Source organism: Amycolatopsis speibonae, from assembly GCF_042647925.1.
Taxonomy (GTDB): domain Bacteria; phylum Actinomycetota; class Actinomycetes; order Mycobacteriales; family Pseudonocardiaceae; genus Amycolatopsis; species Amycolatopsis speibonae.
In genome coordinates this window covers 189,354-214,537 of the sequence record NZ_JBHRWK010000014.1, presented here as the reverse complement: position 1 = coordinate 214,537, position 25,184 = coordinate 189,354, and the positions used below count along the sequence as shown (strand labels likewise).

The window sequence follows — 25,184 nt, the reverse complement described above, 5'->3', positions numbered from 1 at the left end:
TGGCAGGATGAACCCTTGTGCGGGACGTATGCGTGATCGGGCTCGGGTTGATCGGCGGTTCGCTGCTGCGCGCGGCGCGGTCGATCGGCCGCACCACGTTCGGGGCGACGACCTCGGAAGCGGACGCGGACGCGGCCAGTAGAGCGGGTTACGACGTGACCACGCAGGTCGAGGCGGCGCTGGGCAAGGCGGCGGAGCGGGACGCGATGATCGTTCTCGCGGTGCCGCTGCCCGCGGTCGAAGAGGTGCTTCGGACCGTTTCGCGGGTCGCCGGGCACTGCGTGCTCACCGACGTCACCAGTGTGAAGGGCCCGGTGCTCGACTCCGTCCGGCGCCGCGCGCCGTACGCGAGGTTCGTCGGCGGGCACCCGATGGCCGGGACCGCGGAGTCCGGCTGGAAGGCGAGCAACCCGGCGCTGTTCGGCGGCGGCGCGTGGGTACTCGGCGTCGAGTACGACACCGATCTGACGGCGTGGGCCGAGGTCGCGCAGCTGGTGCTGGACGTCGGCGCGCATGTCGTGCCGCTGCCCGCGGACTCGCACGACGAGACCGTCGCGCGGATCTCGCATCTGCCGCATATCTTCGCGGCCATCCTGGCCACGATCGGCGCGCAGGGCGGGCCGCTGGCGATGTCGCTGGCCGCCGGGTCCTACACGGACGGCACGCGGGTGGCCGGGTCGAGCCCGGCGCTGGTGCGGGCGATGACCGAGGGCAACCGGGAAGCGCTGCTGCCGATCGTCGACGAGGCGCTCGGGCGGCTGGGTGCCGCGCGGGGTTCGCTGGCGTCGACGGGCGGTCTCGCGGTGACGGTCAACGCCGGTCACGAGGGTGCGCAAGCGTTTGCGGCCGCTAAGGACGCGGAACGCGCGGGGGTGCGGGTCAGCCTGACGGCCCCGGACGCGCGGGACGGTTTGATCGCTCTCGGCGAGCGCGGTGGCCGGATCACGGCGATCGACGGCGACACCGCGATCGGCGAGGTCTCCTAGCGCGTTTCGTCCTCTGGACGCGGTCCTTGCCCGCGCGAGTACCGCGTTCAGAGGACGAACTGCGAGGCTTACTGCTGGTTCGGCTGCTGCTGGTTCTGGGGCGGGTTGTCGGGGGTGTCGTCGAACTTGTTGAGGAAGTCCTTGGCCTTGCCGACCCCGGAGTCGATCTGGGAGTCGTGGCCGGAGAACTTCGACTTGGCGAAGTCCGCCGCCTTGTCCAGGCCGCCCTCGATCTTGTCGTTGTGCTCGCGCAAGGCGTCGGTGGCCTTGTTCTTCAATTCGTCGAAGTTGATGCCCATGGCTCAATCGTCACACAGGTCCCGGTGAACCCGCCCGGACGCTCACCCGTCGCGGGGACGTGTCAGAACGGCCGGTCACCGACGATGGCGACACGCTCGGCCACCCGCGCGTACGGCTGGTAGTCGTTGACCGCGTAGTGCTGGGTGGCGCGGTTGTCCCAGAAGGCCACCGAACCGGGCCGCCAGGCGAACCGGACCTGGAACTCCGGGATGTGCGCCCGGCTGAACAGGTACCGCAGGAGCCGGTCGCTCTCGTCGCGGTCGATGCCGGTGATGTGGGTCGTGAAGGCCTGGTTCACGAAGAGGGTGCGCCGTCCGGTTTCGGGATGCGTGCGGACGACAGGGTGCTCGACAGGCGGGAAGGCGTCCTGGTGGCGCAGCAGCAGTTCCGGGTCGCTGAAGCGGGCGAAGCCGGGGATGAAGTCGTGCACCGCGGTCAGCCCGTCGACGCGCCGGCGGACGTCTTCCGGCAGGTTGTCGTAGGCGGCGGCCATGTCGGCCCACATCGTGTCGCCGCCGACGGGCGGGACCTCGATCAGCCGCAGGACCGAGCCGAGCGCAGGCTCGGGCCGGAAGGTGACGTCCACGTGCCAGATGTTCTCGAACGCGGGCATGGTCGCCGACCTGGTGAACCGGGTGGTGTCCTCGGTCTCGCCCTTGGGGATGAAGGGGTTCGTCTCCAGTTCGCCCCAGTTGGCGGCGAACGCGCGCTGGTGCGCCGAAGTGATGTCCTGGTCGCGGAAGAACAGCACCTTCCACTCCAGCAGAGCGCGGTTCACCTCGGCGTGGAGGGCGGGAGTCAGGGGTTCGGCGAGGTCGACGCCGGTGATCTCGGCGCCGATCACCCGTCCCAGCGGGCGCAGCGCGAAAAGCTCGTAGGGGCGGTCTTCGACGCCCTCCGGCAGGCGCCGCAGCACACGCGGTCCTTCGAGGATCCCGCCGTCGGGGACGGTCGCGGGGCGGAGGTGGACACGGTCGGGCAGTTCGATGGACATACGTGCTCCCTGGATTTCACCGTCGGATGACTTGGCGAGATGAGGAGCTACGCGGGCGGCGAGCCCAGACGTCCACGACGCAGGAGGAGTGCGACGACACCTTCGCCCGCCGAGCGGATCGGCGAGGACTTCAGGATGACGGACACGTCTTCATGGTGGCGGTGGGGCGGGGCGGGGTCAACCTCGTCCACGGGACGGGATACTCACCGTCGCCGCTCGTAGGGGTAGCTGCCCGACCAGGCGTTCCGCTCCTCGCGCGGGCTCAGCGCCTCGGCCAGCACCCACTGCGAATGCGTCGTGCCGCCCCGGCCGACCGGGCCGAGCTGGAAGGTCACCCAGCCGACCCAGTGCGCCGTCGTCGTCGCCCGCCACATCCCGAGCAGCCCGGGGACGGTGCCGGTCAGGTCCAGGCCGTCGGGGAGACGGGTCTTCGAGGCGTCCACGGGGTAAACCAGCTTGAGGTCGACCCAGACGGGTTGATGGGGCCGGACCATGTGCAGGTGACGCGGCCCCGGCGGCAGCGTGTCACCAGTGTCGAGCATGGGGTCGATTATGCGTGAAAACTCGAACATTAGTTCGAGACCATGCTCACCCTCCCCCATCCGGGTGGGTCCGTCGCTAGGCGCGGCGGTGATAGGGCAGGAACCGCCGGACCAGCCGCAACGGTGCGCGCTCGACGAGGTCGGGACCTCGCACGGCGTCGAAGGCGGCGCCGATCTGGTCGACGACGCCGGACAGCTGTTCGTTGTCGGGCATCGGCATCTCCGCCGGGTCCCGTTCCTCACGGACGGCGGCCGCGAGTTCGGCGAGCGCGGCCGTCAGCAGGGCGATGTCGTCTTCGCTCGGGGCTGGGGCGCCGCGGCCGAGGGTGACGCCGACCTCGGTGACGGCATCAGCGACGCGTTCGAGTCCGGCGATCACCGGCCACCAGGCGACGGCCTGCCGTCCGGCGGCGGAGGGTTCGACGACGACCTGCTGGAAAGCGGTCCGCAGGTCGGCCAGCGCGCGATAGGCGCGTCGACGGGCGCGTGAGCGTTCCAACCGGGCTTCGCCAGAGGGCGCGAGCACGAGGCCCTTGTCGACGTATTCCACCAGGCTGTCGAGGCCGTCGGCGAGCCGTCCGCCGACCTGGGGCCGTCGGCTGCCCGGCCAGAGCAGGTAGCCGAAGAGCAGGACGATGGCGCAGCCGAGCACGGTGTCGACGAGCCGGGCGAGGACGACGTTCCAGCTCCCGGTGCTGGCGAGGTCCATCTGCAGGATGATCAGCGGCGTCACGAAGGCGCTGAGGATGCCGTAGTTGCGGACCTTGCCGACCGCGACACCGCCCGCGAACACGGCGATCAGCAGGACCAGCAGCCAGCCTTCGCCACCCGCGGCGAGGACGGCCGCTCCGATGCCCACGCCGATCACCGTGCCGATGCCGCGCAGGACGGCGCGGCCGAAGACCGAGCCGAAGTCCGGTTTGAGGACGATGCCGACGGTGAGTGTGATCCAGTAGGAGCGTTCGAACGGGACGAACAGCGCGACGACTTCGGCGATCGCGACGCACAGGGTGAGGCGGAGCGCGGCGAACCAGGTGAGCGGGCCGGAGATGAGCGAACCCGCCCAGCTCCGGAGGCGTTTGTGCCACGGCTGGACCTCGCGCCGCTTCCGGTTGTCGCCCTTGGCTATGCGGGCGAGTCCGGCGTAGAGCGCGGCGAGGACCGGGTCGGCGTCTTCGGGCGCTTTAGGGGGTTCCGGCGGTTCCTGGTTCGCGAGGACGGCGGCCGAGGTCGCGATGAAGTGGCCGATCACGTCGTCCGGGGCGTGGCGGCCGGCGTTGACCATCGCGACCGACGCCTCGACGGCGGGGGTGCTGGCCGAGAGCAGGTTGAGGAGCTGGCGGTAGGTGGCGTCGCGGCCGGACAGCCAGGATCGCGCGGTGAGCAGCCGGTCGTACGCGGTGTTCATCGCGGTCGTGAGCTGGTGGCGCGCGACGCGGGAGGTGGCTTCGTCGGTCGCGGACAGCATCGCGGCGAGTTCGACGTAGACGTGGGCGACGGCGCCGCGTTCGGGGCTGGTGGCGCGGAAGGTCCAGGTGGCGAGCGCGATGAGCAGGCTCCACGCGGCGCCGATGCAGAAGTAACCGAGGAGGATTTCGACGCGCAGGCCGGTGACGTGCTGGCCGGTGCCGAGCACGCAGAAGACGAACATCTGCAGTCCGGCGACCGACGCGTTGCTGCCGGCCGCGCTGATCAGCGCGGACACCGCCGCGACGCCGACGACGACCGGGATGGAGGCGGCGGGGGTCCCTCCGGTGATCAGCCCGGCGAAGTAGCCGAAGGCGGCGGCCGCGGTGGCGCCGCCGAGCCGCCGGGCGCGGTAGCGGTACGGGCCGGCGGATTCGGACAGGACGGTGGGCAGGGCGCCGGTGGAGACGAGCGCCCCGACGCCGATGTCGCCGAGCGCGTAGCCGACGGCCAGCGGCACGGCGAGCGCGAGGACGGCGCGGGCGACCATGTTCCACGGGATGGGAACCGGTGTGCTGCGGAGCAGCTGCACCAGCCAATGCGGTGCGGCGATCTCGCGGCGCGTCGTGCTCACGCCCCTATCTTGACTTATCCGTCGCGTCCGGAGCGGTTATCGTCGCCACATGGGAAAGACGTACTCCTTCGAGATCAACCGGACGAGCAGTGCCTCGCCCGCTTCCCTGTTCGCGTTGGAGGCCGACGGTTCCCGCTGGTCGGAATGGGCGAAGCCGATCGTCTTCCACTCGCGCTGGGCTCGGAAGCCGGGCGAGGACGAGGTGGGCGCCGTCCGGGCCGTCGGCCTGTGGCCGGTGTACATCCACGAAGAGACGCTGGAGTACGAAAAGGACCGAAAGCACGTCTACGGCTTCGCGGGCCTCGCGCCGCTGAAGGACTACCGCGCCGAAGTCTCGTTCACCCCGAACGCTTCCGGTGGCACGGATCTGCGCTGGACCGGCCGGTTCACCGAATCGGTACCCGGCACCGGCGCCGCCGCCTGCAAAGCCCTCCGGACCGTGGTCTCACTCCTGGCCACCCGCCTGGTGAAACACGCCGAACGCCCCTGACCCCACCCCCACCCGTCCCAGGGGGGCGACCCCGAGTCCAGTCTATCGGTGATGGGTGACGGGGACGGCTGATCGGCCGAGTTGTCCACAGGTGGCGAGGGTTGTGGACAAGTCCTGTGGGTAGCTGAAGGACGCCATGGCCACGTAGGACGCTTTCGCTGCATGAGACGCGGGGAAGGTCCTTCCGCCACTCCGTAGACCGGATCCTCGGCGCATCACGTGGCGAAAGCGTCCGTCGCCGCATCGCATGCGGCGAAAGTCCCCTTCAGCCCGCGCCCAGGCACAGGAACGGGCGCCGCAGCGGATCGGCCGCGGTCGCCTCGGCGAGGGCCAAGGCGGGCGCGGTCCCCGAAGCCAGCCGCCGGTGCAGCTCGGCCATCGCGTCGGCGGCGGCCTTGTCGCCGACCCGCGCGATCGCGCCGATGACCGTCCGCGAGCCGCTGGCGAGCAGCGTCCCGGCGAACCCGAGCGCCTCCTCACCCGGCCGGATGTGACTCATCGCGAGCTCGCACGCGGCCAGCACCACCCGTTCCGGCGGCTTCGCGAGCCGGGCGGTTTCGTGCGCGTACAGCGGGCCGCCGACCAGTTCCAGCCGCGAGAACAGCGCGTTAGCCGGCTCGTGCGCGCCGTGCGCGACCAGGTGCGCCATCCCGGAACCGTCCAAAGCGGACAGTACGGTGTCGCTGGTCGCGTCCTTCCCGTCGACGAGCCGGGCGTCCGGGTACACCGTCCGCAGGTTCCGCACCTCACCGACCGAACCCGGCACACCGGGCCCGCCGGCGAGCAGGACCGGCCCATCGCTCCGCCGTCCGGACGCGGTCACCCAGGCCGTCGCCGACGGCGCGATCGACACCGGATGCCCGTGCAGCGAAGGCAAAGCGCCCCACGGCAACGCGTACAGCGAACCGATCGGCACGATGATCAGCTCACGGTTCTCCAGCGTCTTCGCCAGCGACGCGGAGATCAGTTTGTCCAGTTTGTCCGCCCGGCGCCGCGCGGAACCGGTGACGACCTCGACCAGCGGCGCGGGCAGGTTGTCCGGGGCCAGCGCGTCGAGGTCCGCGTGCAGCTGCCGCGCGGTCTCGACGATCTCCGCGAGCGGGCCCAGCTTCACGAGCCGGAACCGGCCGCGGTCGACGACCACCGCGTACAGGGTGTCGCGATACCCCATCAGGCTGACCAGGACGCGATCCCCGAGCCGCTCGACCACCTCTTCGGGCGCCGAGACGGGCCGCGGACGACCCCATTGGCTGGTGTACCACCCGAGCCGGGTCGCCTCGCGCTGCAAACGGTCGTAGCGTTCCTCGAGTTTCCCGACCGATTCGCCGGACAGCCGTCGCGCCTGGATCGTTCCCTGTACGTGTCGCATTTCGTTGATGTGCCGGGCGAGGTCGGGATCTTCGATGACCGGGAGCGGTTCGTAGCGGTACACCTGCGCGCGCGTGCGTTCCAGCCAGGCGAACAGGCTCTTCGCCCCGGCACCGCTGCGCCTCGCCTTCTTGAGCACCAGCGTCAGCGCGAGTTTGCCCAGCTCTTCGCCGTGCGCCGCCGTCCCGCAGACGAGGTCGAGCCCGCCCATGCGGTCGCGGATCTGGCCGAGTTCCGCCAGCCCGGCGCGGGCCTGCGCGAGCGCCGAACGCGGCCGGTGGGACGCCACCGCGAGCTCGGCCCGGCACAACCGCAGCAGCATCCGGTGGTCGATCGGCGTGGTCTGCCGCGGCTTCGGCACCTGGGCCAGGAGCACCTGCGCGGCGGCCGTCTCGTCGCGCCGGATCAGCAGCCGCACCGCGAACATCCTGGCCGCGCCCGCTTCGTCGCGCAGACCGAGTCCGGCCAGCCGGATGGCGAGATCGGCCAGCCGCTCCGGCAGTTTCGCGGACGGCTTCTTCTCCCTGTCCGCCAAGACCTTCACCGCGTCCGCGCGGAGCTGGGTCAGCGCGGCGATCTCCGCCCAGCGTCCCTTACCGCGCCGCAAGAAACTTCGCCGCGCCGACGCCGCGAGCTTCTTCGCCAGCGCGTAGTCGCGCTCCAGGATGGCGGCACCTGCCCTGGCGACCTCCGCTTCGGCGACGAGGTGCACCGCGCCGTTGCCTCGGAGTTCCGGGATCGCGTCGTCGAGATGCCGGGCCGCTTCTTCGGCGAGCCCCGCGGTGAGCAGCGCCTTCGCCTGGTCGAGTCGGACGAGCGGCAGCGAGCCGGGGCCGTCGGTCACGAAGATCGCAGCGGCCTGTTCGTAGTGCCGCAGTGCTTCCGGGATGTCGCCGAGCAGCTGCGCGTGATCGCCGAGGTTGTGCCGGATCTTCCCTTCCAGCAACCGATGGCCGTGCTCGACCGCGAGATCCGACGCCTCGACGAGGTCCCGGTACGCCGCGTCCGGGTTGCTCATTTCCAGGTGCAGCCAAGCGCGGTTGACGAGCGACCTGGTCAGGACCGCGCTGTACTTGCCCGCCTCGGCGGCGAGGCCGGGCAGAAAGGCGTTGTTGAGCGCGAGCGACTCTTCCAGCCTCCCGGCACGCATCAGCACGACAGCGCGCTGGAGCCCGACGACGAACCGCAGCTCGTGGCGGACGTCGCCGCCCGCCAGCAGCAGCCGGATGCGCTCCGCCTCGTCCAGCCGGGCGAGACCGTCCTCTTGGGACACGAATTCCGCTTCGGCCGCCGCCAGGCTGATCAGGATCCGGACCCGGATCTCCAAGCGGGCGACCAGTTCCGCGTCCACCTGGCCGAGTAGCACGAGCGCGCGCCGAAGCAGGCGTATCGGCCTGGTGAGCCCGTGATCCGAGGCTGCGGCCCTCGCTTGACGATGGAGGTCAGCCGCCTCTTCGGCTACGGGATCGACGACAGGAGGCGACGGCGCGGGCACACGCACTATGGGAGCACACCCACGCCGCATAACGGAACAGCCGTCCGGTTAGAGCACCACCGTCGGGGTCACGACCGTCCGGCGGCAGGTCACGTCACCGAGGTGGATCACGATCTGGGTGGTCCCCTGGGGAACGTTGTCCAGCACGAACCGCCCTCCCTCGTCGGCGGTGGTGGAAGTCGTGCCGTGCTCGGCGACGCGAACCTCCACCCCGTACTCGCCGGCGGGCACGAGCCAGCCGTCGATCCGGTGCTTCTTGCCGATCTTGGTGAGGTTGATCATCACGGTCAGGTCGCTGACGGTGAAGGTGATCGTGCCGGTGTCGCTGCCGCGGACGCCGGCAGTGGCGTCCATGCGTTCCCAGCGGGCGACCTCGACATCGAGGTTTTCGAGTGCGAGCGCGAACTGAACCCGCTGCACCAGATCTCCCGGTGGCGGGTCCAATTCGTCCATGAAGCGCCCGATATCGGCGAGCAAGGCCTCATCGCCCGGGGAGGTCATCTCCCCCGGCGTCCCGAGGTCGTTCATCGGCTTCCCCCTTCGTGGGCCAGTAGGTCGCGCATCGATTCGAGGCAGCGGCCCCTGGTCGGGCCGACACTTCCGCGCGGCATGCGGAGTGCTTCGGCGACCAGTTGGTATTCGGCCCGCCCGGCGAGCACTGTCAGCCGAAGGAGCTGCTGACAACGATGCGGCAGGCGGAGAAAGGCGCGCCAGACCCGGCGGTCCCGGTCGGCGCGGACGGCTTCCTCTTCGGGAGCCGGATGGGTGCTCTCCATGCTTTCGGCCAGCTCGTCGGTCAGCGGGACGGGCTGGGCGCGGCGGCCGAAAGGATGTTGTGCTTCACGTCTGGTGGTGGTGATCAACCAGGCGGCGAGCGCCTTGGGGTCACGAAGTTTCTCGAGCTGGCTGAACAGGGCGAGCCACACCGTCTGGACTACGTCCTCGGCGGTCAGGCGATCGAGCCCGTTCGCACGCGCGACATGCCACACGAGCGGGGTCAGCTCGAGCACAAGTCTGTCCATCGCCTGGCGGTCACCGGCCCGCGCCGCGCGCATGCAGGCGGCATGCAGGTCGGCACCGGTCAGTCCTTCCCATGGCGGGTCTACCTCGGTCGTTTGCACGTCGGTCACCGTATCTGCCCCACTTCGGACGTGTCTTCGTGTCGGCGCTGGCAGTATCGCGGGCCCTTCGGGGAGAAGGAGCGTGCAAGAGGCTCTGGGATACATCAAGTCACTAACTTTTTGGTCGAGTTTCGGTCGTCCCCCTCGGTCTGTGGCGAGGACAAAGGCACCGGCCGGCGCGAGTAGGTGTGGACTGCGCACCGGCCGGTCCTTTTTCCCTCCCCCCGGGCCCGCTCCCCAACGGGCCCGCGTCCAGGTGTCCCCCTCCCCCGAAGGAGCACCCGGAGGTGATGCCCGGAGGCCCCCTCGGCCTCCGGACATCACCTGTCTGTGTTCGTTCAGTTCACCGGCGGCTTGGTGCCGTGCGGGTCCCAGTTGCCGTCGGGGCTCGTACCGGGACGGGGCGGGACCGGCGCCGTGATCGGGCCCGGCTTCGGGGTCTCTTCGAGGTCTTCGGTGGCCGTGGCCTCGTCGTCGACGGGCGCGGTGTTGGTCTCGGTCGTCATCGGGTTCCCTCATTTCCTCGACTGCTCCATAGGACGCAACGAGGCTGCCACCAGATACACGCAGAGCCAGCTTTTTCGCGAAAGTTTCTTAATCTGTGGCAGGCGGGTGACCTGATCAGTGCTTTTGCCGCCGAACGGTGTCGCTGAGTAGCTGACGGCTCACGTCCGCGAGTTGTTCGGCCCAGCGCCGGTAACCCTCGGGACCGGGGTGGAAACGGTCTTCGGCGAAGGTCGCGGGGTCCAGCATCGCGGCGGGCATCGGGACGTGGACGACGCCGGGCAGCGACGCCAGCCGGGCGGCCGCGGCGTCGAGGGCGGCCGACCGCGCACCGAGGACGTCCCGCAACGGACGCGGCAGCGCGGGGAACCGGCCCATCGGCGGCACCCCCGCCAGTACCACCGGGCTCCGCCCGGCGCGGCGGCGCACGGAGACGATCAGATCGAGCAGGTCACGCCGGTAGCGCGTGGCCGAATGCAGTTCGATCGTGTCGTTGACGCCCAGCGCGATCACCACGAGGTCGGCGGGTCCGAGCAGCGGGAGCAGCTCCTCGCGCACCACCCGCGCGTTGGCCCCGGTCTTGCCGACGGCCTGCCAGGCGACCGCGCGGCCGTCCCGCGCGAGCTCCTCCGCGAGCCGTCCGGTCAGCGCCTCGGCGTGGGTCGCCGCGCCGACGCCGTCCACGGTGGACTCGCCGAGCACCGCGAGCCGCGTCGGGCGGCCGTCGCCTTCCACGAGACCGCTGACCGGCCCCGCCGCGGCGGGCAGCCTGGGCGTCGTGCGGCGCACCCGGACGGCTTGCGCGAGCAGGATCGGGGCGAGTACCACCGCACGGCTGATCACCGGAGCGACTCTACTTCCGCGTTTCGTCCTCCGAACGCGATCGTCGCGCACGCAACAACCGCGATCAGAGGACGAAACGCGGAGTCAGCCTTGGGCGATCGAGACCGTCTGGCGGACGAGCGAGTCGTCCGAGGCCGCGCGGAGCAGGTAGTCGGCGACGTCGGCGCGGTTGATGCTGTAGCTCCCGCGGACGTTGCCGTCGGTGCGGGCGGCGATGGCGCCGGTGTGCGGTCCGTTCAGCAGTCGCGGCGGGCGCACGATCGTCCAGTCGAGGTCACTCGCCCGCGTGACCTCCTCCGCGGCGATCATGTCCGTGAACGCGTGCTTCAGGAGCCTGCCGAGGAGCGGCTTGACGAAGTTCCTGGTGAAGAAGGCGTCGCCGTCGACGAACGCTCCGCTCGCGCTCACCAGCAGCAGCCGCCGGTTCCCCGCCGAGCGCATCGCGGCGATGGCGGCGTTCGCGCCGTCGGTGACGACGGTCGTCGGATTGCGGTCTCGCGCGCCGAGGGCCGAGATCACCACGTCGCGCCCCGAAACGGCCTCGGTCAGCGCGCCGTGTTCGGACAGCTTGGCGACGACGACCTCCAGCAGTTCGCCCTCGACGGCCAGCCGGGACGGGTCGCGGACGACCGCCGTGACGTGGTGTCCCGCGGCGAGCGCCTGCTTGACGACTTCCGAGCCGACCCCGCCCGTGGCACCGAAAACAGTGAGCTTCATGGTCACGCCTTCCTGGGTTAGTGTTCACTCACCCCCTATGGTGAGTGAACACTAACCACTTGTCGAGCGAACGCTGAGAAGCCCTCAGGAGCGAACATGGGAAGCCGCGAGGAGATCGTCGCCGCGGCGGCGAAGGTGATGCGCGAGCGGGGCTACGCGCACGCCACGACGAAGGCCATCGCCCAGGCCGCGGGCTATTCCGAGGCGTTGCTGTACAAGCACTTCAAGGACAAGACCGAGCTCTTCATGAGCGTGCTGACCGAGCGGCTGCCCGCGCTCGGCACGACCTTGGACGAGCTGACGAAGAACCCGGCGGACACCCCGCTCGAAACGAACCTCGCCCGGCTGGCGCGGATCACGCTGTCGTTCTACCTGGAGAGCTTCCCGATCGCGGTGTCGCTGTTTTCCTCGCGGGAGCTGCTCGCGACCCATCGGGAGCAGGTCATGAACAGGCAGGGCGGGCCGGACGTCCCGCTCGTGCGCGTCACCGGATATCTGGGCGAGGAGCTCCGTCGCGGCAGGATCCGCGAGGACGCGGATCTGGATGCGTCGGCGTCACTGCTGCTCGGGGCGTGTTTCCAGTACGCGTTCCTGGCGTCGTTCGAAGACCGCGAGCCGTCCCCGGGAGAGCTGGACGAGTGGGCGGAGCGGCTTGCGGCGGCGTTGGTGGGCGCGTTGGTCGTGAGTGGCGCGTGACGTTCTGGCGGACGGTGTTTGCCTACCTATCGCCGACCTGGGCGAAGGGTGCGGGGTCGACGATGTAGGAATCGGGACGTTCGGTGTCCAGGTTCCTACATCGTCGCGAAGACGTCCCTTACTTGCCCTTCGCGGCCCGCATCTCGTGCCACTTCGCGTACATGTCGTTGAGCTCCTTGATCATGAAGCTCAGGAAGTCCCGCATCTCGGCGATCCGCTCACCCGCCGGCGTGTCCGCGCCGAGGGCCGAAACGCCCTCGTCGGCGGCGTCTCGCCACAGGGTGATCATGCGGTCGCGCTTCATGAAGGTGGCGTACCAGAGGTCGTCGAAGAGCCGGTAGTGGTCGCGGCGCGAGCCCGGCTCGCGCTCCTTGGCGACCAGCCCGATCTGTTCCAGCCAGCGCACGGCCCCCGAGATCGCGGCGGGGCTCACCGAAAGCTGGTCGGCCAGTTCGGCCGCGGTGAGACGACCGGCGTCGGTGGTCATCAGCGCGGCGAACACCCTGGCGGGCATCCGCTGCATCCCGATCTGGGAAAGCGTGAGGCCCAGGTGCTCCACGTAACGGCGGACGGCGTCCTCGTCTCTCTGGGTGCTCGAAGCACTCTCAGGCGTCGTCGTCATGAGCACATCCTCTCTTACCTCCCCCAGAGTGATCACATCATCCATACGTTTTCTTAACTTCACAACTTTGTGAAATCACTGTACCTTCAGATTCATGGAAAACGCCATCTCCATCTCCGGCCTCCACAAATCCTTCGGCCGGACCAAGGCTTTGGACGGCCTTGACCTGCAGGTACCCGCTGGGGAGGTGCACGGCTTCCTCGGTCCGAACGGCGCGGGGAAGTCGACCACCGTCCGGGTCCTGCTCGGCCTGCTCCACGCAGACTCGGGCGACGTCCGCCTGCTCGGCGGCGACCCCTGGAAGGACGCGGCGAGCCTGCACCGGCGCCTCGCCTACGTCCCCGGCGACGTGAACCTCTGGCCCAACCTCTCCGGCGGCGAGGTGATCGATCTGCTGGGGCGGCTGCGGGGCGGCCTCGACCAGCGCCGCCGCAAGGACCTCGTCGAACGCTTCGACCTCGACCCCAAGAAGAAGGGGCGCACCTACTCCAAGGGCAACCGGCAGAAGGTCGCGATCGTGGCCGCGCTCGCCTCGCACGTGGATCTGCTGATCCTCGACGAGCCGACCTCCGGTCTCGACCCGCTGATGGAGGCGACCTTCCAGTACGCGATCCAGGAGGAGCGCGAGCAGGGGCGCACGGTGCTGCTGTCGAGCCACATCCTCGCCGAGGTCGAGGCGCTCTGCGACAAGGTCAGCATCATCCGAAACGGGCACACCGTGGAGACCGGCACGCTGGCCGAACTCCGCCACCTCACCAGGACGTCGATCTCGGCCGAACTCGCCGGCCCGCCGAACGGGCTGACCAGGCTGGAGAACATCCACGACCTCAAGGTCGAGGGCAACCGGGTCCGGTTCGACGTCGAAACCCGCTCCCTCGACGAGGCGCTGCGCCAGCTCACCCAGGTCGGCGTCCGCAGCCTGACCAGCCAGCCGCCGACGCTGGAGGAGCTGTTCCTCCGCCACTACACCACCGAAGCGAGCGCGAAATGACCGCGACGCTCGACCGTCCCACCGTTTCAGGACCGTCGCACGGGCTGGTCGGCACTTGGCAGCTGACCAGGCTGGCGCTGCGACGCGACAGGATCGTCCTGCCGATCTGGGTCGTCCTGCTCGGGATCATGCCCTCGACGTCCTCGGGGACGTTCGAAACGTTGTACCCGACGGCCGCCGAACGGGCCGGGCTCACCGCGAGCATGGGCGCGAACCCGTCGCTTTCGCTGATCTACGGCCCCGCCTTCGACCTCTCGACCGCGGGCGGGTTCACCGCGTGGCGACTCGGCGGTTTCCTCGCCCTGATCATCGGGCTGATGGCGGTCTTCACCGTCACCCGGCACACCCGCGCCGAGGAGGACACCGGCCGTGCGGAACTGCTGGCCTCCGCGGTGGTCGGCCGGTTCGCCCTCCTGACCTCGGGCGTGCTGGTGTCCGCCGGGGCGAGTGTCCTCATCGGACTCGTCGAGACCGGGCTGATGATCGGCGCGAAGCTGCCCGCCGGCGGTGCTTTCGCGCTCGGCGGCGCCACCGCGGCGACCGGGCTGGTGTTCACGGCTGTCGCGGCCGTCGCCGTCCAGGTGGCCGAGTATTCGAGGACGGCCAACGGGATCGGCGCCACCGCCGTCGGGGTCGCGTTCCTGCTGCGCGCGGTCGGCGACTCGACCTCGGACGCGACCTGGGTCTCGTGGCTGTCCCCGATCGGCTGGGCGCAACAGATCCGGCCGTTCGCCGACGAGCGCTGGTGGGTCTTCCTGGTGCCGCTGGCCGCGACCGTGATCGTCGGCGCCGCCGGCTACGCGCTTCTGCCCCGGCGTGACGTGGGCACCGGCATCATGCCGCCGCGTCCCGGGCCCGCCGAAGCGGCGACGTCGCTGCGCAGCCCGTTCGCGCTGGCGTGGCGGCTGCACCGGGGTCCGTTGATCGGCTGGCTGATCGGCACGGCGGTCTGCGCCGCGGTGTTCGGCTCGGTCGCGAGCGGGATCGGCGACGTCGTCGGGCAGAGCGAGCAGGCGAAGGAGATCTTCCAGCGCCTCGGTGGCACGGACGGGCTGATCGACGCCTTCATGGCGGCGATGACCGGCCTGTTCGCCATGGTCATCGCGCTCTACGGGGTGCAGGCCGCGCTGCGGCTCCGCGCCGAGGAGATCGCGATCCGCGTCGAGCCGCTGCTCGCGACGGGCGTCGGCAGGCTGCGACTGCTGGGGAGCCACCTCGTGTTCGCGTTCGGCGGCACGGCGCTGATGCTGGTCGTCAGCGGTGTCCTGTTAGGACTGTCGAACGGGATGCGGTCGGGCACCGTCGGCGACGCGATCGGGGACATGGTGGTCGCCTCACTGGCCCAGCTTCCGGCGGTGTGGGTGATCACCGGCCTCGCCGTGACGCTTTTCGGCCTGGCGCCGAAGTTCTCGACGGCGGCGTGGGCGATCGCCGGGGTGGCGTTGCTGCTCAGCCTGTTCGGCGCGGTGCTGAACCTGCCGCAGGTGCTGCTGGACGTCTCACCGTTCTCGCACGTTCCGAAACTGCCCGCCGCGGAGTTCACCGCGACGCCGCTGGTCTGGCTGACCGGGGTCGCCGTGGTCGCGCTCGTGGCCGGGCTCATGGGCTGGCGGCGTCGCGACGTCGGCTAGCCACAGGGGAAACCGTGAAGGCCGCCCGACGGGGTGGGCGGCCTTCACGGTTCTCAATCGCGCCGGTATCCCGTGGTCGACGTGGGCGGGAGCTCCGTCGAGGTGGTGGACGGCGCCACGGTCCTGGTCACCGTTCGTGGCGCGGGCGTACTGGTGTGCGTGACGACGAGGGGTTCCGGGACGCTCCCCGGCACGGTCACCGTGACCGGCCCGACCGAACGCGAGGTCGTGGCCGGGGCGGGGGTCGTACTGACTTCGTGGACGCGGGGTTGCGACTCGCGGCCCGCCACCAAAAGGGCGGCGACGAGCAGTCCGGTCGCGAGGCCGGCGATGGCCGCGACCGTGACGGAACCGGTGGTGGGACCCTGACCTAACATCCGGCACCCCCTCGCCATGCGAAGCGCAGGTACGAGGACTACTCGCGTTGATCTTACTTTTTGTTACGCAGCGTGCAAGTTGAGTGGGAGGCGCGAAGCCCGTCGACCACGATTCGCACGAGGTGCCGTTCTTCGAGCGAATACCGTTCGGCGGCGAGACAGCCGGCGATCAGGGCGCGCAGGTCGTCGCCGTCGATGTCCTCGCGCACCGCGCCCGCGGCCTGCGCCCTCGCCAGCAGCGCCTGCGACGCCGACCGGAAGTCGTCGCCCGCGCTCGCTTTGAAAGCCAGCCCGGTCGTCTCGGCGAGCGCGTCGCACAGCGCCCGATTGCGGGACGCCTGCTGGACGACGCGCTTGAAGAAGTCGAAGAACGCTTCGCCGGGGTCTTCGGCTGTCAGCAGGTCACGGGCCTCCTGCGCGAACTGCTCGACGCGGTCCAGGACGACGGCCTGGAAGAGGGCGTCCTTGCTGGGGAAATGCCGGTAGACCGTGCCCGCGCCGACACCGGCGATGCGGGCGATCTCGTCGAGGGGGACGGCGAGGCCGTTGACGGCGAAGGCCTCTTCGGCCGCTGCGAGTACCTTCGCTCGATTGCGTCGTGCGTCGGCGCGCAGCACGGGCTTGTCCACTGTTCCCCCTCCTCGACCGGGTCCGGCGTTCCGATTCAACGCCGCCGCCGGTGAGGGCATTCCTCACTGCACCGCGGTCTGCGTCCCGTCCGGCGTGAACAGGCTCTGGGCCGTGGTGAACAGGTACTCCCAGACGCCCGGGATGAGCACCACGGCGGCGACCGCGAACACCGGGAAGATCAGCCGGTTCTCCACCTTCTTGCCGGTGCGGAACCGCAACGGCTTCGGCGGCCGGATCTCGTACCAGGTCTCGCCCGCGATCGGGATCGGGAACAGGAACGGGCAGCCGGACTCGGTCAGCGCGTCCCCGAGGCAGTGCACGAAACAGCCGGCCGCGACGGCGATGCCGAGCCAGCCGGAGATCTCCGCGAGCTGCGCCGCCTTGTCCGGCGGGGCGGTCCACACCCACCATCCGATCGCGGCGCCGCTGACCGGCAGGAGCCAGTCGCCGAGCGCGCCTTCCGCGAGCAGCAGGCCGAGGACGACGACGCCGAACACCGCCCACGGTCCGCCTTGGGTGGTGCCCCAGGAGGTCAGGAAGCCGAGTCCGACGGCGAACAGGACGGTGTGCGAGAGGTGCCGGTGCTTACCGGTGACCTTCTCGTCCCGGGGTCCCTTGGTCAGCGCGTAGAGGGCTGCCGAAACCCGGCGAAGCAGCCAGGAGATCGCGCCGGTGAACCAGCCGAGCAGCCGCGACGCGCGGGCGCCCGGGTGGTCGAGGTCGGGCAGGAGGGCGAAGCCGGCCGTGGTCGCGGCGAACACGACCGCTTGGTGCACTGTTCCCGCTCCGACGGCGGGCGCGAGCGCGAGACCCGCGCACCAGCCTGTCAGGGCATGCGTCCGCCCCATCATCGTGCTGCTGCCCCCAGGTGTCGCGGATCACGAGCCCACGACCGTAGCGGGGGTTCAGGCGGGGGGCTCTTCCGACACGCTGAGGTGCTCGGCGACGCCGGTGAGCTCGATCACGCGGCTCACCTGCGGGCTGGGCACCAGTTCGAGCTCGACCGCCTTCTCGGCGGCCTGGCGCTGCGCCTGGAGCACCACGTTCAGGGCCGAGGAGTCGAAGAAGGTCACGCCGGTCAGGTCGGCGACGACCCGGCCGGACGGTTTGTCCGTGATCAGGGCCCCGAGGGTTTCCTGGAGCTGCGGGCTCGTCAGCAGGTCGAGCTCACCGGTGACCACCACGCGCGGTACAGACGCTTCGGCGTCCAGCGTGATGCTGAAACCGGGCGGCGTGGTGTTCTGGTCCGCTGCGGGCATGCACATTCTCCTCATCAGGTGAGAACCGACGCTCAGCGCCGGAACGCGCCTGTGGTCTCAAGCGACGGCCGCGCCCAGTCCGGACACGGACGCACGCTCTTTTTCGGCGGGTTGGCTTGGCTGTCCCCGCAACGACAGTCCCAACCCTAACCCAGTACGGACGGGGCGCCACGATCGCCGTCACGCGCGTCGCCGACCGGTGTCCGGGACGCGCTCAATGCGCCGTCAATGCCTTGCGCCCGGCACGGCGTTCCCGGAGGAACAGCTCACGGCGCTCGATCTCGCCGAGACCACCCCAGATGCCGTACGGCTCCTGGACCGCCAACGCGTGCTTGCGGCACTGCGCCAGCACGGGGCAGGTGTGGCAGATCGCCTTGGCACGCGTTTCGCGCCGCTCGCGGGCCGACCCGCGCTCGTTGTCCGTGTGGAAGAACAAGCTGCTGTCGGCGCCTCGGCACGACCCACGGAGCTGCCAATCCCACTCTTCCGCCACCACGTTGGGCAGCCGGCTCACGTCAGCCACGTCGGTCCCCGCCTTTCCAGGAGATCGTTTGTCACCGGTTACATGCCCGCCGCCTGCGCGAGTCAAACGTGGGTTTGGTTTGCTCACACTCCGGGCAATCGACGACTCGGCAGCGCAGCTCGAGAGAGGAACACACGTGGTGGACAACACCCCGCCCAGCGGGGAGGGCGCTCAACTCATCGAGGTACGCACGGCCGCGGTACCGCACGTGGTACCGACTCTCCGGACGATCGTCGCGGACATCGCGATGCGCCAGGACTTCGACCTGGACGCGGTCGAGGACCTCCGGATGGCGGTGGACGAGGCCTGCTCCATGCTGCTCCCCTCGGCTTCCGACGGCCATCTGAACTGCGTTTTCTCGTGGAAGGACGGACGGATCGAGGTGACCGTCTCGGTGCTTTCGGACTCTCCGGACCACGACGACGAGACCGGTCTGTCCTGGCAGCTGCTCACCGCGCTCGCGACGTCCGCGCGGCGGAGCGTCACCCCGGCCGACGGCGGCTACCTGTCCAGGGTGGAGCTCATCCGGGAGAGCGAGGCGGCCCGGCCGTGACCGAACCCGTCGAGCAAGACGGCGCGGACGTCCCGGCCCTGTTCGAGCGCATGTGCGCGCTGCCCCCGGATGCCCCCGAACGCGAGCGGCTGCGGGACGAACTGGTGCGCGCGCATCTGGAACTCGCGCGCAACCTGGCGCGCAAGTTCCGCAACCGGGACGAGTCGATGGAGGATCTGGTCCAGATCGCGACGATCGGGCTGATCCACGCCGTCGACCGTTTCGATCCCGGCCAGGGCAGTGACTTCCTGGCCTTCGCGGTCCCGACCATCTCCGGTGAGCTGCGGCACCACTTCCGCGACAACAGCTGGTCGGTCCGGGTCCCCCGGCGGCTCAAGGAGCTGAACGCGAACATCTCGGCCGTGCGCGAGGAGCTGACCGTCCGGCTTTCCCGCGCGCCGAAGCCCAGTGAGATCGCCGTCCACCTCGGCATCCCGATCGACGAGGTCTACGAAGGCCTCCGCGCGGGCCAGGGCCGGTACGGGACTTCGCTCGACAACCTCCTGGAGAACTCGGCGCACACCCGCTTCGGCGAGGCGGACGCCAACCTGAGCCAGGCGGAGCTCCGCGAGGCGCTGCGGCCGATGCTGGAACGGCTGCCCGATCGCGAGCGCAAGATCGTCGCGCTGCGGTTCGGGTCCGGGATGAGCCAGTCGGACATCGCGCGCCGTGTCGGGGTTTCCCAGATGCAGGTGTCGCGTTTGCTGGCCTCCACCCTCAAGAAACTGCGTGAAGGACTGACCGAGACAGAACTCACGGACGGACCCTGATTCGACCTTGACCCTTGTGGGTATCCGGTAGGCGAACAGCGGATCTGGGAGTCTCTCGTGAGGGGAGGTGCGGAACCATGACGATGTCCAAGACGCGATCGGAGGGCTCGTTACCGGTGGTCTCCCTGCCCCTGCCGGTCGATGTGACGGCCCCCGCGGTCGCGCGGCAAGCGGTGCGGGCGACCCTGTCGGGTCTCGGCCTCGACGGCCCGGAGGTCGACGACGTCCTGCTCGCGACGTCCGAACTGGTCACGAACGCGTTCGAACACGGCGAGAAGCCGGACAGGCTCGACGCCGAGTACGCCGACGGCAGGCTCACCCTGCGGGTCTACGACTCCGGCACGGGCCGGCCGAAGCTGAAGGAACCTACGCCGATGGCGGCGCGCAGCCGCGGTCTGCAGCTGGTGCACGCCTTGTCCGACGACTGGGGCCACGAGCCGTGTGACGGCGGGAAGTACGTCTGGGCCGTGTTCAGTCTTCACCGGGCCGACGCCCGAGCCTGAGCGCGGCGTCCGTTTCGGCGATGCGGTCCCGGAGCGATTTCCGCTCCAAGGCCTCGACGGCGGCGACCAGCACCGCCCTGAGCGGGTACGGCAGTTCGGCTTCCAGCTGTTCGGCCGCGGCGCTGGTCGCCGCCCACTCGGCTTCGAGCGTCGGCATCAGCCGGAGCGTCTTCTCGGTGAGCGAAACGATCCTCTGCCGGGCGTCGGTGACGCCGGGCCTGAGCGAGACGAGATCCTGACGTGCCATCTGCGCGATCGTCTGGCTGGCCGCGGAATGGGTCACGCCGACTTCGGCGGCCAGGTCCCGGATGGGCAGCGGCCCGTGCGTGACGATCGCGCGCACGAACGGGGTGAACCGCGGGCGGTAGTCCCCCAGCCCGATGTCTTCGAAGAACGCGGAGACGTCCGCCTCGGTCATTTCGAGGACATGCCGGAGCAAGGTACCCATCCCTCGTTCGCGCGGCGGCCTCCCCACGAGCGGATCATAACGCCATGTCGGCGGAGCTGAGATGGACTCGGAAAGTGCCCAGACGGGTGAACCCGCCCTGCCGAAGGCCCCGCTGTCGCGGTGGCAGGGCGCCCTTCCACTCACCGTGACGTGCTCGACCAGCGAGCGCCCTGCCGACGTCGATCGCGGCCGCGGGTTCACTGACGAGCAAATAACGACATAATCTCCGGATGACGCCCGAAGAGCTGCTGACGACCACCCGAACCGTCCGCAAACGATTGGACCTGACCCGTCCGGTCCCCCTCGAACTGGTGAAACACGCCCTGCAGGTCGCGCTGCAGGCGCCGAGCGGGTCGAACACGCAGCACTGGCACTGGCTCGTGATCACCGATCAGGGGCAGCGGGCCGAACTCGGCAAGCTCTACCAGCGGGCGTGCCGCGAGTACCTGGATTCCCCTCGGGCGGCAGGGAAGTTGTTCGCGGACGACCCGGCGCGCTCGAAGGTGCAGCAGCGCGTCGGCACCAGCGTCGAGTACCTGGCCGACAGGATGGGCGAGGTCCCCGTGCTCGTCATCCCGTGCCTGGAGACGTCGGGGGCCGAGCTGCCCGCCGGCAACCAGGCCGGGCTGTGGGGGAACCTGCTGCCCGCGGTGTGGAGCTACATGCTCGCGGCGCGGGCCGTCACGCTCGGCACGGCGTGGACGACGCTGCACCTCGCGTACGAGAAGGAGGCCGCGGAGATCCTCGGCCTCCCGGAGAACGTGCACCAGGCCGCGCTCATCCCGACGGCGTTCTACACCGGCGACACCTTCAAGCCCGCCGCGCGTCAGCCGCTCGAAGACGTCATGCGCCTGGATCGCTGGTGAGGTAGGACTCCAGCCGGTCCGCCAACTCCTTGGGGTGGCTCAGCGGCACGGAATGCGAACCGTCGATCTCGTCGGGCGCGATTCCGAGCCTGTCCTGGACGACCCGGCGTTGGAACTCGGGCGCGAAGAACTGGTCTTCGCGCGCGATGAGCACCTTCGTCGGGACGTCCGGCCACTTTTCCAGCGGCCAAGGCTGTCCCCATTCGGCGCTGACCTGGTTCCGGGCGTGCGAACCCGCCTCCGCGACGATGTCCGCGGGGACGCCGTTGTAGAACTGCTCTTCCTCGCTGAGGCTCTCGTCGGACTTGAAACCCGTGTTGCCCCACCAGTCCCCTGGTGACTCGCCCGGTTTCGGGATCATCGCGGTCAGCAGCACGAGCAGCCGCGCCGAGAGCTTCCCCGCGACGATCGGCGCGGTGAAGCCGCCGTAGGAATGGCCCAGTATCACCAGGTCCCCGCGGTCACCGATCGCGTTCACGACGGCGTCGACGTGCTCGGGGAAGCCAGCTTTCTCGTCTTCGATCGGCAGGTTCACCGCCACGACGTCGTGGCCGCGGTGGGTCAGTTCCGCCTCCAGGAGGTGGAAGTCCCAGGCGCTGCCGCCACCGCCGTGGATCAGTACGAAGGTCGCCATCGCCCCAGCCAACCCGAAGCCGGGGAGATCAGCAACGGCCGAGCATGTCGCCGAGGGCGCTCTTCTCCGCGGTGGTGATCGTGAGGCCGTAGTAGTGCTTCACGGTGATCCAGTCGGTGGCGTAGGTGCACCAGAACGAGACGAGCGGCGGCTTCCACTGGTCCGGCGCCTTGTCGCTCTTCTCCTGGTTGACGTTGTCGGTGACGGCGAACAGCTGCGGGCGGGTCAGGTCGTTCGCGAACTGGCGCCGTTTCTCGTCCGTCCACGACCTCGCGCCGGAGACCCAGCTCTGCGCGAGCGGGACCATGTGGTCGATGTCGACGTCGGTCGGCTTGGTCCAGGTCTCGCCGTCGTAGATGCTCGTCCAGCTGCCCGACGTCGGGGCGCAGTCGGAACCGGCCTTGACGTCCTTGCCGTCGCGCTTGAGCACGAACTCGCGCGTGTTGCAGTTGTTCCCCTGGTTGTCCCAGTGCGGGTACTTCTTGCGGTCGTAGCCGTCCATCGGACCGCGCGGCGCGACGGTGAGCTCGTCCAGCTGCTTGCGCGAGTCGGCGGCGCTGGCCGTGTTCGCGGGCTTGGGTTGCAGCGCGTCGCCCTTGCCGCTGACGAACCAGAACACCGCGAGTACGACGGCGGCGAGGGTGATCAGCAGGAGCAGACGCTGGGTCGTGGTCATCTGCCGGGTACGCGTGGCCACCGCGCGATTCCTCTCGACGGGGATGGGGAGTGCTTCAGTATCGCCGCGCCGCGTGACGAAACCGGGAGCGACACGACGATGACAGCAGGTAGTTGTTGTCACATCGGCGCTCTGATCAGCGACTACCCCAGGGACGCTGCCGGAAGGAGCGGGCTTGTGGGCGCCGAAAAACGTAAATGGAACACCCGGGTCGACGACTATCTGAACCGGAAGGCCGCGGAGCGCGGTCACGTGATCGCCATGGCACGTATGGGATCCACCGCGCTGGAGCGGGGTGACCTCGACGAGGCCGAGGCGTGGTTCCGGAAGGCCGCCGAGGGCGGGGACAGGGTCGCGATGGGCAACCTGGCGCACCTCCTGCGCGAACGCGGCGTACCCGAACAGGCCGAACGCTGGTACCGCGAGGCGGCGATGGCCGGTGATTCGCATGCCATGGCACATCTGGGGAATCTCTGCGCGCGACGGGATGATCCGGACGCCGCCGAGGACTGGTGGCGGCGGGCCGCCGAAGAGGGCCGGGTCGAGGCGATGGCGGAACTCGGCCGGGCGCTGCACCGGCGCGGCGAGCTTCAGGAGGCCGAGCGCTGGGCGGGCGAGGCCGCGGAGGCGGGTGACGTCGACGGGATGATCACGCTCGGCGCGCTGCTGTGCGACACCGGGCGGGCGGCCGAAGCGGAACCGTGGTGGCGTAAGGCAGGTGAAGAGGCCGACGCGACGGCGCTGGTCAAACTCGGTCTCAAAGCCGAGCGCCGGGACGACCTCGCGCGCGCCGAAAGCTGCTTCCACGCGGCCGCGGCCGCCGGCGCCCCCGAGGCGTCCGTCCGCCTCGGTCTGGTGCTGCACCGGCGCGGCGAGCTCGAGGAGGCCGAACGCTGGTACCTCAAGGCCGCGAAACGGGGCGACGCCGCGGCGATGACGAACCTCGGCGTGCTCGCCAACGACCGGAACGACCCCGGCGAGGCCACCGCCTGGTACCGGAAGGCCGCGGAACTCGGCAGCGTCCCGGCGTACACCAACCTGGGCAGGCTCGCCGCCGACCACGGGAACTTCCAAGAGGCCGAGCACTGGTTCCGCGCGGCCGCCGACACCGGCGATCAGGCGGGGCAACGGGATCTGGAGGAGCTGTACCGCAATTCGGGCGTCCGGCACCGGCGGGGACTCTAGGCGCGCCAGTTCCGCGTCGCCGCGAATCCCTCGCGCAGCCGCTGGAGTTTGCGGCTGCGGTACGGGTCCTCGCCGTCGTCGAGCCGCCACCGCTCCTCGACGCCGGCGCGGAACACCGCGAGCCCCTCGAAGCCGAGCCCGGCGGTGAAGTCCGCGATGCTCACGTCCACGCGGCCGGATCCGTCGAGATCCAGGCGCAGCAACCACTCCGCGAGCTCCTTGGGCTCCGGCGGCGAGTCCGCGCAGGCCTCGGCGTACAACGCGAGCGCGTTCCTGACCTCTTCGCCGAGCGCGCCGAACGAGTCCTCGACGAAGTCCAGCGCCTCGGTGACGAGTTCGACGACGCGGCACAGCAGCGGCCCGTCCATGACTTCCTTGGCCGTGGCGAGCACTTCGCGGACCTTCGCCGTGTACGCGAGCGTGCCCTGGAACCCGACGAAACCGCGCAACCGCAACGTTCCCTCGACATGCCGCCGCAACGCGTCGAGGTCCTCGCGGCCCGCCTTGAGGGAGAGCTTGCGGAACAGGACGGGGTCCTCGTTCGCGTGCCCGACGAGCAGCTCGACCAGCTCGGCGCGCTCCAGGGTCTCGACGTACCCGCGGATGTCGGCCGCGCCGCCGTCCGCCACGCCTTCGAGGACCAGCAGCCCGACGGCGACGCAGTGCTTGCAGAAGAAGCCGTCCGCCGCGTGCGGGCAGGAGCACTCGCCCACGAGCTCGCCGCCGACGTCGCGCAAGCGGACCGTGTACCGGTCTGTGCCGCTGACCACCGCCGCGACCCCGCCCGCGACGTCGTCCAGCGCCTCGACCGACTCCAGGTACTTGGCCCCGCGCGCGAAGGAGACGTCACCGGCCTGCCTGCGGAGTTCGTCCTCGCTGAACCACGTCACCGCCCTATTGAACCCCTTGGGCCGGAGGACCGAGGCACAACCCGCCGCTCGCGTCGAGGACCTGCCCCGTCACCCAGCGGGCGTCGTCGGAGGCGAGGAACGCGACGACGTCTTCACGAACGATTCAGAACCCGATCGTACCCGCACCGAGCTATCAGCTTTGGCCAAGTCTTAATCCCGCTTAGGCGTTCTGAGTTGTGGCACAGTGGGTGGATGGCGCGAGTAACAGACTTCTTCAAGGTGGCAAGGGACTCGAAACCGCACCCCACAGAAGTGGAGTGCGGCTATAGAACTGTTGCCACGCCGACCGGGAGCCTGCTCCAGCTGAGCACCTACGGATCCGACGACAGACAATCGGAGAAGAAGGTAAGCCAAACATTGCAGTTCGACCGCGAAGCTGCGAAACGCCTTATCGCTGTTGTCCGCGGCACTTTTCCCGACCTGTGAGTTTGGCATCGCTCGTTGATATGACATGAAGGTCTCAACAAGCACGACGACTTGGGGATCCGCACCTCAACGTCTCGCCCTG

General features: G+C 69.7%; 30 protein-coding genes. 11 read left to right on the top strand and 19 right to left on the bottom strand.

Going from position 1 to position 25,184, the window contains the following annotated elements; genetic code table 11:
• Nucleotides 1–32: 32 nt before the first annotated feature.
• Nucleotides 33–986 (top strand): prephenate dehydrogenase, encoded by a 954-nt coding sequence (locus tag ACFOSH_RS08960; protein ID WP_378238812.1) that lies wholly within the window; start codon nucleotides 33–35, stop codon nucleotides 984–986.
• Nucleotides 987–1,054: 68 nt separating this feature from the next.
• Here ACFOSH_RS08960 and ACFOSH_RS08955 read toward each other — a convergent pair whose 3' ends face one another.
• The 4 genes from ACFOSH_RS08955 to ACFOSH_RS08940 all read right to left on the bottom strand — a co-directional run bounded on the left by ACFOSH_RS08955 (nucleotide 1,055) and on the right by ACFOSH_RS08940 (nucleotide 4,863).
• Nucleotides 1,055–1,285: an antitoxin gene (locus ACFOSH_RS08955; RefSeq protein ID WP_378238255.1), complete on the bottom strand. Its 231-nt coding sequence runs from the start codon at nucleotides 1,283–1,285 to the stop codon at nucleotides 1,055–1,057.
• Between the two features lie 62 nt (nucleotides 1,286–1,347).
• Nucleotides 1,348–2,280: a TauD/TfdA dioxygenase family protein gene (locus ACFOSH_RS08950; RefSeq protein ID WP_378238254.1), complete on the bottom strand. Its 933-nt coding sequence runs from the start codon at nucleotides 2,278–2,280 to the stop codon at nucleotides 1,348–1,350.
• Between the two features lie 203 nt (nucleotides 2,281–2,483).
• Nucleotides 2,484–2,822: a hypothetical protein gene (locus ACFOSH_RS08945; protein ID WP_378238253.1), complete on the bottom strand. Its 339-nt coding sequence runs from the start codon at nucleotides 2,820–2,822 to the stop codon at nucleotides 2,484–2,486.
• A gap of 76 nt (nucleotides 2,823–2,898) precedes the next feature.
• Nucleotides 2,899–4,863 (bottom strand): FUSC family protein, encoded by a 1,965-nt coding sequence (locus ACFOSH_RS08940; protein WP_378238252.1) that lies wholly within the window; start codon nucleotides 4,861–4,863, stop codon nucleotides 2,899–2,901.
• 49 nt (nucleotides 4,864–4,912) lie between these two features.
• Between ACFOSH_RS08940 and ACFOSH_RS08935 the strand changes: the two genes are divergently transcribed.
• Nucleotides 4,913–5,353 carry an SRPBCC family protein gene (locus tag ACFOSH_RS08935; protein ID WP_378238251.1) on the top strand — a complete coding sequence of 147 codons (441 nt, stop codon included), beginning with the start codon at nucleotides 4,913–4,915 and terminating at the stop codon, nucleotides 5,351–5,353.
• A 265-nt stretch (nucleotides 5,354–5,618) separates the two neighbouring features.
• Here the strand turns inward: ACFOSH_RS08935 and ACFOSH_RS08930 are convergent, their stop codons facing one another.
• The 6 genes from ACFOSH_RS08930 to ACFOSH_RS08905 form a co-directional block, all read right to left on the bottom strand.
• A complete protein-coding gene (locus ACFOSH_RS08930) occupies nucleotides 5,619–8,072 on the bottom strand; it encodes a CHAT domain-containing protein (RefSeq protein WP_378238250.1) in 2,454 nt (817 codons plus the stop codon).
• A gap of 192 nt (nucleotides 8,073–8,264) precedes the next feature.
• Nucleotides 8,265–8,744, bottom strand: a complete 480-nt coding sequence (locus ACFOSH_RS08925; protein ID WP_005149787.1) for a hypothetical protein — start codon at nucleotides 8,742–8,744, stop codon at nucleotides 8,265–8,267.
• Complete coding sequence (locus ACFOSH_RS08920) at nucleotides 8,741–9,346, bottom strand: RNA polymerase sigma factor (RefSeq protein WP_378238249.1); 606 nt, start codon at nucleotides 9,344–9,346, stop codon at nucleotides 8,741–8,743. The genes ACFOSH_RS08925 and ACFOSH_RS08920 overlap by 4 nt, the downstream gene beginning before the upstream one ends.
• A 329-nt stretch (nucleotides 9,347–9,675) precedes the next feature.
• The gene (locus tag ACFOSH_RS08915; RefSeq protein ID WP_199748656.1) at nucleotides 9,676–9,843 is read right to left on the bottom strand and encodes a hypothetical protein; all 168 of its coding nucleotides are present in this window, start codon (nucleotides 9,841–9,843) and stop codon (nucleotides 9,676–9,678) included.
• Between the two features lie 115 nt (nucleotides 9,844–9,958).
• Nucleotides 9,959–10,684: an SGNH/GDSL hydrolase family protein gene (locus ACFOSH_RS08910; RefSeq protein ID WP_378238248.1), complete on the bottom strand. Its 726-nt coding sequence runs from the start codon at nucleotides 10,682–10,684 to the stop codon at nucleotides 9,959–9,961.
• Nucleotides 10,685–10,768: 84 nt separating this feature from the next.
• A complete protein-coding gene (locus ACFOSH_RS08905; protein WP_378238247.1) occupies nucleotides 10,769–11,401 on the bottom strand; it encodes an NAD(P)-dependent oxidoreductase in 633 nt (210 codons plus the stop codon).
• 96 nt (nucleotides 11,402–11,497) lie between these two features.
• Here ACFOSH_RS08905 and ACFOSH_RS08900 point away from each other — a divergent pair, with 96 nt between their 5' ends.
• Nucleotides 11,498–12,097 carry a TetR/AcrR family transcriptional regulator gene (locus ACFOSH_RS08900; RefSeq protein WP_378238246.1) on the top strand — a complete coding sequence of 200 codons (600 nt, stop codon included), beginning with the start codon at nucleotides 11,498–11,500 and terminating at the stop codon, nucleotides 12,095–12,097.
• Between the two features lie 118 nt (nucleotides 12,098–12,215).
• Here ACFOSH_RS08900 and ACFOSH_RS08895 read toward each other — a convergent pair whose 3' ends face one another.
• Nucleotides 12,216–12,719 (bottom strand): GbsR/MarR family transcriptional regulator, encoded by a 504-nt coding sequence (locus ACFOSH_RS08895; protein WP_378238245.1) that lies wholly within the window; start codon nucleotides 12,717–12,719, stop codon nucleotides 12,216–12,218.
• Between the two features lie 94 nt (nucleotides 12,720–12,813).
• Here ACFOSH_RS08895 and ACFOSH_RS08890 point away from each other — a divergent pair, with 94 nt between their 5' ends.
• The 3 genes from ACFOSH_RS08890 to ACFOSH_RS08880 all read left to right on the top strand — a co-directional run bounded on the left by ACFOSH_RS08890 (nucleotide 12,814) and on the right by ACFOSH_RS08880 (nucleotide 15,710).
• On the top strand, nucleotides 12,814–13,710 hold the full coding sequence (locus tag ACFOSH_RS08890; RefSeq protein ID WP_378238244.1) for an ABC transporter ATP-binding protein: 897 nt from the start codon (nucleotides 12,814–12,816) through the stop codon (nucleotides 13,708–13,710).
• Nucleotides 13,707–15,341, top strand: a complete 1,635-nt coding sequence (locus ACFOSH_RS08885; protein ID WP_378238243.1) for an ABC transporter permease — start codon at nucleotides 13,707–13,709, stop codon at nucleotides 15,339–15,341. The genes ACFOSH_RS08890 and ACFOSH_RS08885 overlap by 4 nt, the downstream gene beginning before the upstream one ends.
• 81 nt (nucleotides 15,342–15,422) lie before the next feature.
• The gene (locus ACFOSH_RS08880; protein ID WP_378238242.1) at nucleotides 15,423–15,710 is read left to right on the top strand and encodes a hypothetical protein; all 288 of its coding nucleotides are present in this window, start codon (nucleotides 15,423–15,425) and stop codon (nucleotides 15,708–15,710) included.
• A gap of 61 nt (nucleotides 15,711–15,771) precedes the next feature.
• Here the strand turns inward: ACFOSH_RS08880 and ACFOSH_RS08875 are convergent, their stop codons facing one another.
• From ACFOSH_RS08875 to ACFOSH_RS08860, 4 genes are all read right to left on the bottom strand, one after another.
• On the bottom strand, nucleotides 15,772–16,347 hold the full coding sequence (locus ACFOSH_RS08875; protein ID WP_378238241.1) for a TetR/AcrR family transcriptional regulator: 576 nt from the start codon (nucleotides 16,345–16,347) through the stop codon (nucleotides 15,772–15,774).
• Between the two features lie 63 nt (nucleotides 16,348–16,410).
• Entirely contained in the window at nucleotides 16,411–17,196 is a 786-nt protein-coding gene (locus tag ACFOSH_RS08870; RefSeq protein ID WP_378238811.1) for a metal-dependent hydrolase, read from the bottom strand.
• Nucleotides 17,197–17,253: 57 nt separating this feature from the next.
• A complete protein-coding gene (locus ACFOSH_RS08865; protein WP_378238240.1) occupies nucleotides 17,254–17,607 on the bottom strand; it encodes an STAS domain-containing protein in 354 nt (117 codons plus the stop codon).
• 214 nt (nucleotides 17,608–17,821) lie between these two features.
• The gene (locus ACFOSH_RS08860; RefSeq protein ID WP_020632994.1) at nucleotides 17,822–18,130 is read right to left on the bottom strand and encodes a WhiB family transcriptional regulator; all 309 of its coding nucleotides are present in this window, start codon (nucleotides 18,128–18,130) and stop codon (nucleotides 17,822–17,824) included.
• Between the two features lie 136 nt (nucleotides 18,131–18,266).
• On the opposite strand from ACFOSH_RS08860, the gene ACFOSH_RS08855 reads away from it, so the two are divergent.
• The 3 genes from ACFOSH_RS08855 (at nucleotide 18,267) to ACFOSH_RS08845 (ending at nucleotide 19,956) form a co-directional block, all read left to right on the top strand.
• Complete coding sequence (locus ACFOSH_RS08855; RefSeq protein ID WP_378238239.1) at nucleotides 18,267–18,683, top strand: anti-sigma factor; 417 nt, start codon at nucleotides 18,267–18,269, stop codon at nucleotides 18,681–18,683.
• Nucleotides 18,680–19,453: a SigB/SigF/SigG family RNA polymerase sigma factor gene (locus ACFOSH_RS08850; protein WP_378238238.1), complete on the top strand. Its 774-nt coding sequence runs from the start codon at nucleotides 18,680–18,682 to the stop codon at nucleotides 19,451–19,453. The genes ACFOSH_RS08855 and ACFOSH_RS08850 overlap by 4 nt, the downstream gene beginning before the upstream one ends.
• Nucleotides 19,454–19,530: 77 nt before the next feature.
• Nucleotides 19,531–19,956 carry an ATP-binding protein gene (locus tag ACFOSH_RS08845; RefSeq protein ID WP_378238237.1) on the top strand — a complete coding sequence of 142 codons (426 nt, stop codon included), beginning with the start codon at nucleotides 19,531–19,533 and terminating at the stop codon, nucleotides 19,954–19,956.
• Here ACFOSH_RS08845 and ACFOSH_RS08840 read toward each other — a convergent pair.
• Nucleotides 19,925–20,404: a MarR family winged helix-turn-helix transcriptional regulator gene (locus ACFOSH_RS08840; RefSeq protein ID WP_378238235.1), complete on the bottom strand. Its 480-nt coding sequence runs from the start codon at nucleotides 20,402–20,404 to the stop codon at nucleotides 19,925–19,927. The genes ACFOSH_RS08845 and ACFOSH_RS08840 overlap by 32 nt on opposite strands.
• Before the next feature lie 230 nt (nucleotides 20,405–20,634).
• Between ACFOSH_RS08840 and ACFOSH_RS08835 the strand changes: the two genes are divergently transcribed.
• A complete protein-coding gene (locus tag ACFOSH_RS08835; protein ID WP_378238234.1) occupies nucleotides 20,635–21,270 on the top strand; it encodes a nitroreductase family protein in 636 nt (211 codons plus the stop codon).
• Here the strand turns inward: ACFOSH_RS08835 and ACFOSH_RS08830 are convergent.
• Nucleotides 21,248–21,904 carry an alpha/beta fold hydrolase gene (locus ACFOSH_RS08830; protein ID WP_378238233.1) on the bottom strand — a complete coding sequence of 219 codons (657 nt, stop codon included), beginning with the start codon at nucleotides 21,902–21,904 and terminating at the stop codon, nucleotides 21,248–21,250. The genes ACFOSH_RS08835 and ACFOSH_RS08830 overlap by 23 nt on opposite strands.
• 28 nt (nucleotides 21,905–21,932) lie before the next feature.
• The gene (locus tag ACFOSH_RS08825) at nucleotides 21,933–22,601 is read right to left on the bottom strand and encodes an HNH endonuclease family protein (RefSeq protein ID WP_378238232.1); all 669 of its coding nucleotides are present in this window, start codon (nucleotides 22,599–22,601) and stop codon (nucleotides 21,933–21,935) included.
• Nucleotides 22,602–22,757: 156 nt separating this feature from the next.
• Here ACFOSH_RS08825 and ACFOSH_RS08820 point away from each other — a divergent pair, with 156 nt between their 5' ends.
• Complete coding sequence (locus ACFOSH_RS08820; RefSeq protein WP_378238231.1) at nucleotides 22,758–23,765, top strand: tetratricopeptide repeat protein; 1,008 nt, start codon at nucleotides 22,758–22,760, stop codon at nucleotides 23,763–23,765.
• Here ACFOSH_RS08820 and ACFOSH_RS08815 read toward each other — a convergent pair.
• Nucleotides 23,762–24,655, bottom strand: a complete 894-nt coding sequence (locus ACFOSH_RS08815; RefSeq protein ID WP_378238230.1) for an SWIM zinc finger family protein — start codon at nucleotides 24,653–24,655, stop codon at nucleotides 23,762–23,764. The genes ACFOSH_RS08820 and ACFOSH_RS08815 overlap by 4 nt on opposite strands.
• Nucleotides 24,656–25,184 lie beyond the last annotated feature (529 nt).